Below are 13147 nucleotides of genomic sequence, written 5' to 3'. Positions count from 1 at the left end.
TTGGACAGGCTTACGGTTCTGGAACATTTATGCGGTGAATGTGTGGCTTTAGGGCCGTTGGTTTCTACGGGCCCTTCTTGACAGGGTCCATGCCTGACGTGGCCAGCCCACTCGCATGCCCCAGTAACCAGTGCTCGAATCGTGCGCCACGGACTTCGGGATGAAAAACTGCAGACCGAGTACGTTTGGCCCATGGGAGAAGGCCTGATTGCGGCACAGTGGCAAGGTACGCAGGGTCAGGATGGGGGTTGCGAAAGAGATGAGTACCGAGCAGTCCTGGCCATGAGGATGTGTTCGAGGTCCTTCAGCGCGGCCGCTGCGGTGGCGATCGGCTCAGCGCCACAGCCGATTGCCAGCGTCTCGCCCATTGCGTCGCTGCTGATACGGATCGCTTTGCTCTTTGCGCTGACGTGGGCGAACGGGTCGGACAGCGGATAGGCCTTGATGCCGACGCTGGCGCGGATAACACCGTCTGCGCAGGTGAGGCTGGCGATCAGCTTGGGAACGAGCCCCCTCTCGCGCCACGCCTCGATGCGCTCTGCCGTGACCGACTGAATACCTTCGACCACCAGGTCGTCCATCGTCAGATCGGCACCAAGACCGAAGTTGGCCAGTAGCAGGAGCTTGCACGCGGTATCCCAGCCTTCCGTGTCGTTGCGCGGGTCAGCTTCGGCGAACCCTCCTGCCTGCGCTTCACGCAACGCCGCATCGAAGCTGAGGCCCTGTGTGCTCATGGCGTCAAGCAGGTAGTTGGTCGTGGCGTTGAGGATGCCCTCGAGGGCGAGCACCTTGCAGCCGGCCAGGCTATGGTCGAGAAGATCGAGTGTCGGCAGGGCGGCAGCGGCTGCACCACTGAGTTTGAGCATCGCCCCCGAGGCCTGCGCGAGTTCGCGCAATTGTCGCCCGCTGTGGACCAGAGCGCCCTTCGATATAACGATGCAGTCCAGACCGGCCGACAGCGCCGTACGAAGGTAGGCAAGACCCGGCTCGCCGCTGCGAAAATCGCTCGGCCCTGCCTCGATAAGAACGTCTGCGCCGCTCGCCATCACGAAATCCGGCCCTGAAAGACCCGCCTGCAGTGCATTCAACTGATGCGGGTGCAGGCCGTTCGCGTCAGCCAGGCCTGCACGTGATCCGCACACCGCGACCAGGCTAACGTCCACGCCGTAAACCTGGCGATAGCGCTCGTGTCGGGACAGGAGCAGGTCGGCTGTGGCACGTCCGACGCCGCCGAATCCGGCGATTGCAACTTTGAGCGTTTGCATGAGTTCGCTCCTTTGGCCTCTGCTTGGCATGGTAAGCCGCTCGGTTGCCGCTTGCCACAGCCAACGCTTCCCCCACAAACCCCGGCATCACCAAGCTTTTACATCATCCGCTACAACTCAAGCATCAAGACTCCTCACCTCATTCCCCAACCGCACCGGCGCCTCCCCAGTAATCTCGTGCAGCAGTGCGGTGACGGTCTCTCCCTCGATCGCCCCCTGCTCCTGCAAAAGGTCCGCCACCGCGCGGACGGCAAACCAGTAACGATGCACAAGGCAACTGCTACGGGCGATGGCTCGGGATTCGGCGTCGAGCAACAGGCGTGGGGGCAGCAGGCTGATCAGTTCATGCCCCCGGACGAGGTCTGCGCGGCCACTGCTTCGGAACAGCCGGTCGGATTGGCGATGTCGGTAGATCGCTTCGGCCACAGGCCCTGAAAAGCAATGGATCAGGTCGCGTTCAATAAAGTCGACCATCGATGGCAAATATTCAGCAATTCCCCGGGCGGTGAAGGCCGGGCGCAGGACGAGGTAATCGGCCTCCACTAACCCTTCGGCGTGTTGCGGGTGACCGAGCAGGTCGAACATCGGTCCCGCGCGGGCTTCAGCCCGGGTGCGTACGGTGACGCGTTTTATAGGCTGGCCGTTCCACCAAAAAGCCAAGGCGTGGCCGGCTTCGTGGATGGCCGTGCTGCGGGGGCGTTCGTTCATGGTCCGGTCCTCTCCCGTAACCAAGCGCTGGCCCTATCATCTGCCTCGACCGGCAAGCCGGGTAAAAGAATCTGCCTATTAACCATTAATACTGCGGCTATTAGCGATCTGCCACAGAAAGACTAGCCTTGATTCAGCGCCAGCGTAAGCTGGCCGGATCAGACCTGATAAGAGATACGAAAGCGTTCGAAACGTACTGGGCTTGCCGTGGGCCACGATGCGGGCAATCGACGTCGATTGCCGGAAGGCCGAACGATCAATGAGCGAACTGTGAGCCCTGCATCTACGTATTGATTTTCACCTGTCGCTATAGAGCCCGCGCGGGCTGGATAGCTGGATGAATACGACCAAGGTAGCTCCTCATGGCAAACGAATCGAAATGCCCGTTCAATCATGCTGCGGGTGGTGGCACCACAAACCGTGACTGGTGGCCCAACCAGCTGAATCTGAAAATCCTGCACCAACACTCCCCGCTGTCCGACCCCATGGGCGAGGATTTCAACTACGCCGAAGCATTCAAAAGCCTGGATTTCCAGGCCCTGAAAAATGACCTGAATGCGTTGATGACCGACTCCCAGGACTGGTGGCCGGCGGACTTCGGGCACTACGGCCCGCTCTTTGTCCGTATGGCCTGGCACAGCGCCGGCACTTACCGCACCGGCGACGGGCGCGGTGGCGCAGGCTCCGGCCAACAGCGTTTTGCGCCCCTCAACAGCTGGCCGGACAACGTCAGCCTCGACAAGGCGCGCCGGCTGTTATGGCCGATCAAGCAGAAGTACGGTCGCAACATCTCCTGGGCCGACCTGATCGTGCTTACCGGCAACGTCGCGCTGGAATCCATGGGCTTCAAGACCTTCGGTTTTTCCGGCGGTCGTCCCGACGTCTGGGAGCCGGATGAAGACGTCTACTGGGGTTCCGAAAACAAATGGTTGGGCGGCGACACCCGCTACGGCAAGCCGGATAAAGCCGCGATGCAAGATCCCGGCGAAGGACAACTGGTGGCCGAGCCGGGCAATGAAGAAAGCCGTACCGATCTGGGGCGCAATCTGGAGAACCCGCTGGCCGCCGTGCAGATGGGGCTGATCTACGTCAACCCGGAAGGCCCCGAGGGTCAACCTGACCCGGTCGCTGCCGGGCTGGATATCCGCGAAACCTTTGGCCGCATGGCGATGAACGATGAAGAGACCGTGGCCCTGATTGCCGGCGGCCATGCCTTTGGCAAGACCCACGGCGCAGGGCCTGCGGACAATGTCGGCGCCGAGCCTGAAGCCGCCGGCCTGGAACAACAGGGCCTGGGCTGGAAGAACGCATTCGGCACCGGCAAAGGCCCCGATACCATCACCAGTGGTCTGGAAGTGACCTGGACCACCACGCCCACCCGCTGGAGCAACAATTATCTGGAGAATCTGTTCGGGTTTGAGTGGGAGCTGACCAAGAGCCCGGCCGGTGCGCATCAGTGGACCCCGAAAAACGGTGCTGGCGCGGGCATCATTCCGGACGCCCATGATCCGTCCAAGCGTCGCAATCCAACCATGCTGACCACTGACCTGGCGCTGCGCTTCGACCCGATCTACGAAAAAATCTCACGGCGCTTCCTGGAGAACCCGGACCAATTGGCCGACGCCTTCGCCCGGGCCTGGTTCAAGCTGATCCACCGCGATATGGGCCCGCTCTCGCGCTACCTCGGCCCGGAACTGCCCAACGAAGAGCTGCTCTGGCAGGACCCTATCCCGGCAGTGGACCATGCCCTGGTCAACGACAGCGACATCGCGTCCCTCAAAGGCAAGCTGTTGGCCTCGGGCCTGTCGGTTTCACAACTGGTGTCCACCGCCTGGGCGGCCGCGTCCAGCTTCCGTGGCTCCGACAAGCGCGGCGGTGCCAACGGTGGCCGGCTGCGTCTGGCCCCGCAGAAAGATTGGCCGGCCAACCAGCCGGAACAATTGGCGCAGGTGCTGGCGACTCTCGAAAAAATCCGGGACGAGTTCAACGGTGCCCAGTCTGGTGGTAAAAAAATCTCCCTGGCGGACCTGATCGTGCTGGCTGGCAGCGCCGGCATTGAACAGGCGGCGAAGAATGCCGGGCTCAGCGTGACGGTGCCTTTCTCGCCGGGGCGTATGGACGCCAGCCAGGAGCAGACCGACGTCGAGTCGTTCGGCTTTCTTGAACCCATCGCCGATGGCTTTCGCAACTACCTCAAGGGCAGGTATCGCGTATCCGCCGAGGCACTGCTGATCGACAAGGCGCAACTGCTGACCCTCAGTGCACCGGAAATGACCGCACTGATCGGCGGCCTGCGCGTACTCGATACCAATGTCGGCCAAACCCGGCATGGGGTTTTCACCCAACGGCCAGGTGCGTTGACCAACGACTTCTTCGTCAACCTGCTGGACATGGGCGTGGAATGGAAACCGCTCTCAGACGACCAGCAAACGTTCGAAGCCCGCGACCGCAAGACCGGTCAGGTCAAATGGACCGGCACTCGTGTCGATCTGGTCTTCGGCTCCAACGCCCAACTACGGGCCCTGGCCGAAGTGTATGCCAGCGCCGATGCGCAGGAGCAGTTCGTCAGCGACTTCATCGCGGCGTGGGTCAAGGTGATGAACCTGGATCGGTTTGATCTGAGGTGAGGTTGTCAGGCGCTGAGAGAAGCCCTCAATCTGATCCAGGTTGAGGGCTTCGTTCTCTGCTCATTGCCACCCGCCTCTCATGAACTTTTCTTCACCCCACGCGTTCGCGTGATTGGGTAAAGTCCCCTCGCTCATTCAAGAAACTAAGGTTTTAGCCCGCCCTCCCGCGGGCTTTTTTTTGCCTGGAATTCAGGATAACCCTGAGGCGCGCAGCAAATTCTCCAGCCAATGCCTGACACTCCAAAAAAATCCTTTCAGATCCAGAGTCGGCAGCCGATACAGCCCTGTTACACGTTTTAGCTGGCTCAAAAACAACAATCTTCCAGCGTACCGACGATCAAGCAGCACAACGTTCCTGGAGGAATATGATGAATAGCTGGTTTGGCAACATTAGCGTCAACATGAAACTGGGCCTGGGCTTTGGCCTGGTGCTGGTACTGACCTGCGTCCTGGCGCTGACCAGTTGGACCAGCCTGGGAGGGCTGATCGACCGCAGCAACTGGATGAGCGACATCACCAAGCTCAATGCCGGCTTGACCAAACTTCGGGTCGTGCGCCTGCAATACATGCTCACCAATGGCGACGAGACCGCCGCACAGAATGTGCAAACCACCCTCGATAGTTTCGTTGCGCAACAGAACGCGCTGCTGAGCAGCTTCAAGAGCCCGGAAAACGTCAAGCTGCTCAAGGAGCAGAGCGCGACGATCAGCGCCTATCAGGTGTCCCTGAACAAAATGCGCAACGCCTACCGCAGCGCCAACACCGCCCGCGACGCGATGACTGCCAACGCCGGGACCGCTTACCAGCTGATCGAGACGATCAATACCGACGTTCAGCAAATGCTCTCGAGCGACCAGCGCCTGGAACAGTACCAGGCCATCACCGAGGCCAAGCAGGCGTTCATGTTGGCCCGCTATGAAGTGCGCGGCTACACCGCCAACAGCAACCCCGAAAACGAACGCAAGGCCGTCGCCCAACTGGACGCCGCCCTCGCTTCGCTCCAACCGCTGAATGCGTATTTCGCCAGCACCCGGCAAGGTGAGCTGCGTCAGCTCGAAGCTGCCCTGACTCAATACCGCAGCTCCGTCCAGGCTTTCACCCTGGCCATTGCCGAGGCGGCGCAGGCTCGCAAGGAAATGACCGACCAGGGCACGACCATCGTCTCCCTGAGCGAACAGCTGTATCAGATCCAGCTCGACCGTCGCGATGCCGAAAGCGCCCAGGCCCGCACCCTGCAACTGGTCAGCACGTTGTTGGCATTGCTGGTAGGCATCATCGCGGCGGTCATCATCACTCGCCAGATCACCCGACCGCTGCGCGAAACCCTGGCCGTGGTCGATCGCATTGCCAGTGGCGACCTCTCGCACAACCTCATCGTTACCCGTCGCGATGAGCTGGGCGTACTGCAACAGGGCATCGCACGCATGGGCGTGACCCTGCGCGATTTGATCAGCGGCATCCGTGATGGCGTGACCCAGATCGCCAGTGCTGCCGAACAATTGTCCGCAGTAACCGAGCAGACCAGCGCCGGCGTCAACAGCCAGAAAGTCGAGACCGATCAGGTGGCGACCGCCATGCACGAGATGACCGCCACGGTTCAGGAAGTTGCCCGCAACGCCGAAGAGGCATCCCAGGCAGCCGCCGCGGCAGACGGTGAAGCCCGTGCCGGCGACCAGGTGGTCAACGAAGCCATCGCCCAGATCGAGCGCCTGGCCAGTGAAGTGGAGCGCTCCACCGACGCCATGACCGTGCTGCAACAGGAAAGCGACAAGATCGGCAGTGTCATGGACGTGATCAAGGCCGTCGCCGAACAAACCAACCTGTTGGCCCTGAACGCGGCAATCGAAGCGGCGCGCGCCGGTGAAGCCGGTCGTGGCTTCGCGGTGGTTGCCGACGAAGTCCGTGGCCTGGCCCAGCGCACACAAAAGTCCACCGAGGAAATCGAAGGCCTGGTGGCCGGTCTGCAGAACGGCACCCAACAAGTGGCCGCCGTGATGAACAACAGCCGCAGCCTTACCGACAGCAGCGTAGCCCTGACCCGCAAGGCCGGTGTATCACTGGAAAACATCACCCGCACGGTGTCGAACATCCAGTCGATGAACCAGCAGATCGCCGCCGCCGCCGAAGAGCAAAGCGCCGTGGCCGAGGAGATCAGCCGCAGCATCATCAACGTACGCGACGTGTCCGAACAGACCGCCGCCGCCAGCGAAGAAACCGCAGCGTCCAGTGTTGAACTGGCCCGCTTGGGTAATCAGTTGCAGATGATGGTGAGTCACTTCCGGGTTTGATCATGACAAGCGCCCATTTCCCGGAAGAAATGGGCGCTTTGCGCAATGTCATTACAATCAGTCAAAAAGATCCATCACCTTGGCTCTTTCGTCACGTGGCGGCAGATCTAGCCCAACGCCCCCGCTCGCCCATCAATGTATCCAACCTCGTTACACACTAATCCCATTGGTAAACACCAACCGATTGCCAAACGGATCGACCACCGTCATGTCCTGGCTACCCCACGGCATGGCCTGAATCTGAGGGCGGGCGAAGGGGTATTGCTTGGCCAGCAGTTGCGCCTGGAAAGCTTCCAGTTCATCCGTTTCGATACGCAGTGCCGAGCCCGGGGTGCAGTCGCCATGATGTTCGGACAGGTGCAGCACGCATCCGTCGCGAGAGACTTGCAGGTACAGCGGAAAATCGTCACCAAAGCGATGTTGCCAGTCGACGGTAAATCCCAGGAAGTCGACATAGAACGCCAATGCCTTGGTTTCATCGAAGATCCGCAGGATCGGGGTGGTTTTACCGAAGCTCATGGGTTGCTCCCTGGCTGAAAAGACCCAGTTTAGATGGGTTGAACTCATTGCTTCGGCTATATCACCGGCTTCTTTAATATCGCAATGCCACCACTGAGAAGCAGATCACAAGGGCATTCCATTGTGTTTCCACCTCTCAAGCGCCGGGTGACGAACTGAATCCACGGCGTAGATCCCCTTCTCGCGCCAGAAACCGCCCGTGCCTGCGCCCATTCGCCCGGCCCTCGCGGTAGCTCAAGACGCCGTTGACCCAAACCCCATCGATACCTTCGGCGGCCCGTTGCGGCTCGTTGAAATCGGCGACATCCCTGATGGTATGAGGATCGAACAACACCAGATCCGCCCAATGCCCTTCCCGAATTTCCCCACGGTCCTTCAGGCCGAAGCGCGCCGCCGACAGGCCGGTCATCTTGTGCACGGCGGTGTGCAACGCAAACAGCCCGATGTCTCGGCTGAAATGCCCCAGCACCCGCGGGAAAGCCCCCCACAAGCGCGGATGCGGAAACGGATCCTCCGGCAAACCGTCGGAGCCGACCATGGACAACGGGTGGGCGAGGATTCGTCGTACGTCGCTTTCGTCCATGCCGTAGTACACCGCGCCGGCCGGTTGCAGGCGCCGCGCGGCCTCCAGCAGCGGCACATCCCATTCGGCGGCGATGTCAGCCAGATCGCGCCCTCCCATGTGCGGATGAGGCGTCGACCAGGTGATGGTGATGCGATGGGCATCGGTCACCTGCTTGAGATCCAGGGTCGAGGAGCTGGCCGCATAGGGGTAGCAATCACAACCGACCGGATGGGTTTTCGCCGCATTCTCCAGCGCCGCGAGCACCTGCGGACTGCGCCCCCAATTACCGGCACCCGCACATTTGAGGTGGGAAATGATCACCGGGCTGCGGGCGTGACGGCCGATCTGGAACGCTTCGTCCATGGCCTCAAGCACCGGTTCGAATTCGCTGCGCAGATGGGTGGTGTAGACCGCACCGAATGCGCTCAGCTCTTGGGTCAGTTGCATGACTTCGTCGGTGGAGGCCGAAAAGGCGTTGGCGTAGGCCAGGCCTGTGGATAACCCCAGTGCGCCGGCCTCCAGGCTTTCGCGCAGTTGCTGACGCATGGCGGCGATTTCTCCCACGCTGGCGGTGCGCAACAAATCATCCATGTGGTTGCTGCGCAGCGCCGTGTGCCCCACCAGCGCCGCCACGTTGACCGCCGGCGTGGCTGCTTCCACCGCCGAACGATAATCATCGAAACCCGGATAGACGAACGCTTGGGCGGTGCCGAGCAAATTCATCGGGTCCGGCGGCTCGCCCCGCAAACTCACCGGCGAAGCGCTGATACCGCAATTGCCGACAATCACCGTGGTCACGCCCTGGCTGAGTTTGGGCAGCATCTGCGGTTGGCGAATGACCACCGTGTCGTCGTGGGTGTGCACATCGATGAACCCTGGAGCCAGCACCCGGCCGGCGGCGTCTATTTCTTCGATTGCCCGGGCATCGCGCAGGTCGGCGATGCGCTCGATGCGACCGGCACGGATCGCCACGTCGGCGCTGTAACCGGGGGTGTTGCTGCCATCGATGACCCGTGCGTTGCGGATAAGCGTGTCGTACAGCATCTCAGTCTCCCAGCGGCAAGTGATCATCGCCACCGCGGTAATCGTCCAGGGCGAGTTTGACTCGCCGCAGACGCTCTTGATTGTCTTCGGGGTGGGCCAGCGCAAGCTCGGTGGCGAGCACATCGATGGCCAGCAGCATGCCGTAGCGCGCCGCCGTGGGCTTATAAATGAACGAGGTTTCCGCGCCTTGCAGGGGCAGCACCACATCGGCCAGTCGGGCCAACGGTGAGTCGGCGCGGGTGATGGCCAGGATGGGCGCACCATAACTGCGCGCCAGTTCCACCGCGCCGAGCAGTTCCGGGGTGATGCCGGTGAGTGAACAGGCGATGACCAAATGCTCCTGGCTCAATGAGGTGGCGGTGATGCGCATCATCACCGGATCCCGGCAGGCGGCGATCGAGTAGCCAAAACGCACCAGCCGTACTTGTAACTCCTCGCCGCACAACGCCGACCAACCGCCGAGCCCGAACGCATGAATCATCCGCGCCTTGCCGAGCATCCGCACCGCGTCGCTGAACCGAGACTCCTCGAATGCCGACAGGTGCTGACGCAGCGTCGTCTCGATATCGCCGACGATCTGCCCATAAAACGCCGATTGCTCGGGCGCGCCGGCGGGGTCGAGAAACCGGCTGCCGACGCCACTGGCCTGGGCCAGTTGCAGGCGCAAGTCCCGCAGGTCGCGGCAGCCAACGGTACGGGCAAACCGTGACAGCGTGGCACTGCTGACTTCGGCCCGCTGGGCCAGTTCATCCAGGCTGGCCGAGGCGGCGAACCCTACGTCGTCGAGCATCAGCCGGGCGATTCTTCCTTCGCCGGCGCTGAAGGAATCCTGACGGGAGCGAATCTGGTAAAGGATGTCCATGACGGCACCTGTGTTGGAGCGCTGCGATTAAAGCAAGCGCGCAAGTCCTAGGGTCAGGCCGAACGCAACCAGAGAGATCAGCGTTTCGAGTACGGTCCAGGTCTTGAAAGTTTGAGTGACGGTCATATTGAAGTATTCCTTGATCAGCCAGAAGCCGCCGTCGTTGACGTGGGAAAAGATCACCGAGCCGGCGCCGGTGGCCAGCACTAGCAGCTCGGGATGGGGATAGCCCAGACCGATCGCCACGGGGGCGACGATACCGGAGGCCGTGGTCATCGCCACCGTGGCCGAGCCGGTGGCGACACGCATCAGGGCGGCGAACAGCCAGCCCATGACCAGTGGTGATAGTTGAAATTCCTGGGCCAGGCCGACGATTTGTTGAGTGACCCCGGCGTCCACCAGGATCCGGTTCAAACCACCGCCAGCGCCCACCAGCAACGTAATACTGGCCGTTGGCGCCAGGCATTCATTGGTGAACTTGAGGATCGACTCACGGTTGAAGCCCTGGGCAAGGCCCAGCGTCCAGAAGCTGAGAAGGGTCGCCAGCAGCAAGGCAATCACCGAGTTGCCGATGAACAGCAGGAACTGATTGAAGCCGCTACCCGGCTCGGAGATCAGGTTGGCCCAACCGCCGATCAACATCAGCACCACCGGCAACAGGATGGTCCCCAGGGTTATCCCGAAACCTGGCAGATTGGCGCGGGGTTCGCGGTCGAGGAATTGTCGCGCCAGCGGGTTATCGTCCGGCAGTTGGATGCGCGGCACGATGAACTTGGCATACACAGGGCCGGCAATGATCGCGGTAGGAATACCGATCAGGATCGCGTACAGCAAGGTCTGCCCCACCGAGGCCTGGAACGCCTGCACCGCCAGCATCGCTGCCGGGTGCGGCGGCACCAGGGCATGCACCACCGAGAGACCGGCGACCATCGGCAACCCCACCATCAGGATCGACACGCCCACGCGCCGGGCAATGGTGAACGCGATGGGCACCAGCAGCACGAAGCCGACTTCGAAAAACAACGGCAGCCCCACCAGGAAGGCAATACACACCATCGCCCAATGGGCGTTGCGCTCGCCGAAGCGCTCGATCAGCGTTTGCGCCATGCGCTCGGCCCCGCCGGACTCGGCCATCATCTTGCCGAGCATCGTGCCCAAGGCCACCACCAGCGCGATGTGCCCCAGGGTCTTGCCCACGCCCGCCTCATACGCCCCGACCACACTGGACGGCGGCATCCCGGCCAGCAGCGCCAGGCCAATGGACACCAGCGTAATGACAATGAACGGATTAAGCCGATATCGGGCGATCAAAACGATCAGCGCAATGATGGCGATGGCCGCGTAGACCAACAGCCAATAACCGAATGCAGGGGCCATGCGTTACTCCTCGAATGGGGTCACGTCGTTGTGTTTGTGAAACTCATAAATCATTTCGAGGAGCAATCTTCAAACGTACTGAAAGTAATTTTCGTACACAGACAAGAAATGTCGCTGACGGACATCGCTCACCAAATGCCATGTAAATTCAGCGCAGGATTTTCATCCCTGGCCGTCTCCCGTGGCGAGGAAGCGTGCGCCTTGCGCACTGCGAAGCCGCCCCGAAATCATCCACACGACGACCAACCACTGGCCGCACCGCACTCAATTCCGTACCATCCCCACCCTGTTTTTGCACCACGCCCACGGCAGTCGACTCTCAGGCGCTGCCCCGCCAGGACAATCATGAAACCAGCACGTCTTCGCGCCGACGCCCTCGCCGGCCTCACCACTTCTTTTGCCTTGCTGCCCGAATGCATCGCGTTCGCCCTGGTGGCTCATCTCAACCCACTGATGGGGTTGTACGGCGCTTTCATCATCTGCACGCTGACCGCGCTGTTCGGCGGGCGGCCAGGCATGGTGTCTGGCGCGGCGGGATCGATGGCCGTGGTGATTGTCGCGCTGGTGGTGCAACACGGCGTGCAATACCTGCTGGCGACTGTGCTGCTGGGCGGGTTGATCATGATGGCGTTCGGGCTGTTGCGGCTGGGCAAACTGGTGCGCATGGTGCCGCACCCGGTGATGCTCGGTTTCGTCAACGGCCTGGCGATCATCATCGCCCTGGCGCAACTGGAGCACTTCAAGAGCGGCGAGACCTGGCTCAGCGGCGGCCCGTTGTACCTGATGATCGGCCTGGTGGCGCTGACCATGGCCATCGTCTACCTGTTGCCACGCCTGACCCGCAGTGTTCCGCCGGCCCTGGTGGCGATCCTGGGGGTTGGCCTGGCGGTGTACTTTTTCGGGCTGCCGACCCGCACCCTGGGTGATATGGCGCATATCGCTGGCGGCCTGCCGGCTTTTGTCTGGCCGGACATTCCCTGGAACCTGGATACCTTACGGATCATCGCGCCCTATGCGGTGGTGATGGCAATGGTCGGCCTGCTGGAAACCCTGCTGACCCTGAACCTGACCGACGAGATCACCGAGAGCCGCGGCTACCCGGACCGCGAGTGCGTGGCGTTGGGCGCGGCCAACATGGCCTCAGGACTGTTCGGCGGCATGGGCGGTTGCGCGATGATCGGCCAGACCGTGATCAACCTGAGTTCGGGCGGGCGCGGCCGGTTATCCGGCGTGATTGCCGGGGTGATGGTTCTGCTGTTCGTGTTGTTTCTGTCGCCGTTGATCGAACGCATCCCATTGGCCGCGCTGGTAGGCGTGATGTTCGTGGTGTCCCAGCAGACCTTTGCCTGGGCCTCGCTGCGGGTGATCAACAAAGTGCCCGTCAATGACGTGTTGGTGATCATCGCGGTGACGACCATCACGGTATTCACTGATCTGGCCACCGCCGTGCTGTGCGGCATTATCATTGCGGCGCTCAACTTTGCCTGGCAACAGGCCCGGGAGCTGTACGCCGATACGCATCTGGAAGCGGACGGCAGCAAGCTCTATCGCCTGCACGGCACCCTGTTCTTCGCCTCGACCACGCCGTTTCTCAACCAGTTCGACCCGGCCAACGATCCGTCCCAGGTGACCCTGGACTGCCGTCACTTGAGCTTTGTCGACTATTCGGCCATCGCGGCGCTCAAGACCCTGCGTGAACGCTATAGCAAGGCCGGCAAGCACCTGCGGGTGTTTCACTTGTCCGAACGCTGCAAACAGATGCTCAAGCGGGCCGGTGTCCACCACGACTGAAGAGAACACCGCTGCGTCAGCCCAGGCGATGAATAGCTGCGACACACCGTCGCAGCCCAATCCTTCGCCCTCTTTCCATGCCGTATACTCGCCCCGCCTTT

9 protein-coding genes and 1 pseudogene are annotated in these 13147 nt (G+C 61.7%); 4 read left to right on the top strand and 6 right to left on the bottom strand.

All coding sequences use genetic code 11. The features are described from left to right. Positions 1 to 236: 236 nt before the first annotated feature. Both CRX69_RS07955 and CRX69_RS07950 read right to left on the bottom strand, forming a co-directional pair. The gene (locus tag CRX69_RS07955; protein ID WP_107321830.1) at positions 237 to 1265 is read right to left on the bottom strand and encodes a homoserine dehydrogenase; all 1029 of its coding nucleotides are present in this window, start codon (positions 1263 to 1265) and stop codon (positions 237 to 239) included. A gap of 117 nt (positions 1266 to 1382) precedes the next feature. Next, complete coding sequence (locus CRX69_RS07950; RefSeq protein ID WP_107321829.1) at positions 1383 to 1973, bottom strand: hypothetical protein; 591 nt, start codon at positions 1971 to 1973, stop codon at positions 1383 to 1385. Positions 1974 to 2335: 362 nt separating this feature from the next. Here CRX69_RS07950 and katG point away from each other — a divergent pair, with 362 nt between their 5' ends. The 3 genes and pseudogenes from katG (at position 2336) to CRX69_RS28190 (ending at position 6888) form a co-directional block, all read left to right on the top strand. Beyond that, positions 2336 to 4600 (top strand): catalase/peroxidase HPI, encoded by a 2265-nt coding sequence (gene katG, locus CRX69_RS07945; RefSeq protein WP_076383515.1) that lies wholly within the window; start codon positions 2336 to 2338, stop codon positions 4598 to 4600. A gap of 365 nt (positions 4601 to 4965) precedes the next feature. After that, a pseudogene (locus CRX69_RS28195) lies at positions 4966 to 5982 on the top strand (methyl-accepting chemotaxis protein); the annotation flags it as partial. A 42-nt stretch (positions 5983 to 6024) separates the two neighbouring features. After that, entirely contained in the window at positions 6025 to 6888 is an 864-nt protein-coding gene (locus tag CRX69_RS28190; protein WP_409936843.1) for a methyl-accepting chemotaxis protein, read from the top strand. 150 nt (positions 6889 to 7038) lie between these two features. On the opposite strand, the gene CRX69_RS07935 is transcribed toward CRX69_RS28190, so the two are convergent. The 4 genes from CRX69_RS07935 to CRX69_RS07920 all read right to left on the bottom strand — a co-directional run bounded on the left by CRX69_RS07935 (position 7039) and on the right by CRX69_RS07920 (position 11255). Continuing rightward, positions 7039 to 7407, bottom strand: a complete 369-nt coding sequence (locus CRX69_RS07935) for a glyoxalase superfamily protein (RefSeq protein WP_047230238.1) — start codon at positions 7405 to 7407, stop codon at positions 7039 to 7041. A 136-nt stretch (positions 7408 to 7543) separates the two neighbouring features. Next, positions 7544 to 9016: an N-acyl-D-amino-acid deacylase family protein gene (locus CRX69_RS07930; protein WP_107321827.1), complete on the bottom strand. Its 1473-nt coding sequence runs from the start codon at positions 9014 to 9016 to the stop codon at positions 7544 to 7546. A 1-nt stretch (position 9017) separates the two neighbouring features. Further along, positions 9018 to 9878, bottom strand: coding sequence for a MurR/RpiR family transcriptional regulator (locus tag CRX69_RS07925; RefSeq protein ID WP_047230240.1), 861 nt, complete (start codon positions 9876 to 9878; stop codon positions 9018 to 9020). A gap of 27 nt (positions 9879 to 9905) precedes the next feature. Then, positions 9906 to 11255, bottom strand: a complete 1350-nt coding sequence (locus CRX69_RS07920; RefSeq protein ID WP_107321826.1) for a GntT/GntP/DsdX family permease — start codon at positions 11253 to 11255, stop codon at positions 9906 to 9908. 345 nt (positions 11256 to 11600) lie between these two features. Between CRX69_RS07920 and CRX69_RS07915 the strand changes: the two genes are divergently transcribed. Continuing rightward, positions 11601 to 13046, top strand: coding sequence for a SulP family inorganic anion transporter (locus CRX69_RS07915; RefSeq protein ID WP_107321825.1), 1446 nt, complete (start codon positions 11601 to 11603; stop codon positions 13044 to 13046). Positions 13047 to 13147 lie beyond the last annotated feature (101 nt).

This window comes from Pseudomonas rhizophila, from assembly GCF_003033885.1.
Classification (GTDB): Bacteria; Pseudomonadota; Gammaproteobacteria; order Pseudomonadales; family Pseudomonadaceae; genus Aquipseudomonas; species Aquipseudomonas rhizophila.
The sequence above is the reverse complement of the archived record's forward strand: the minus strand, read 5'-3'. Positions and strand labels throughout refer to the sequence as shown.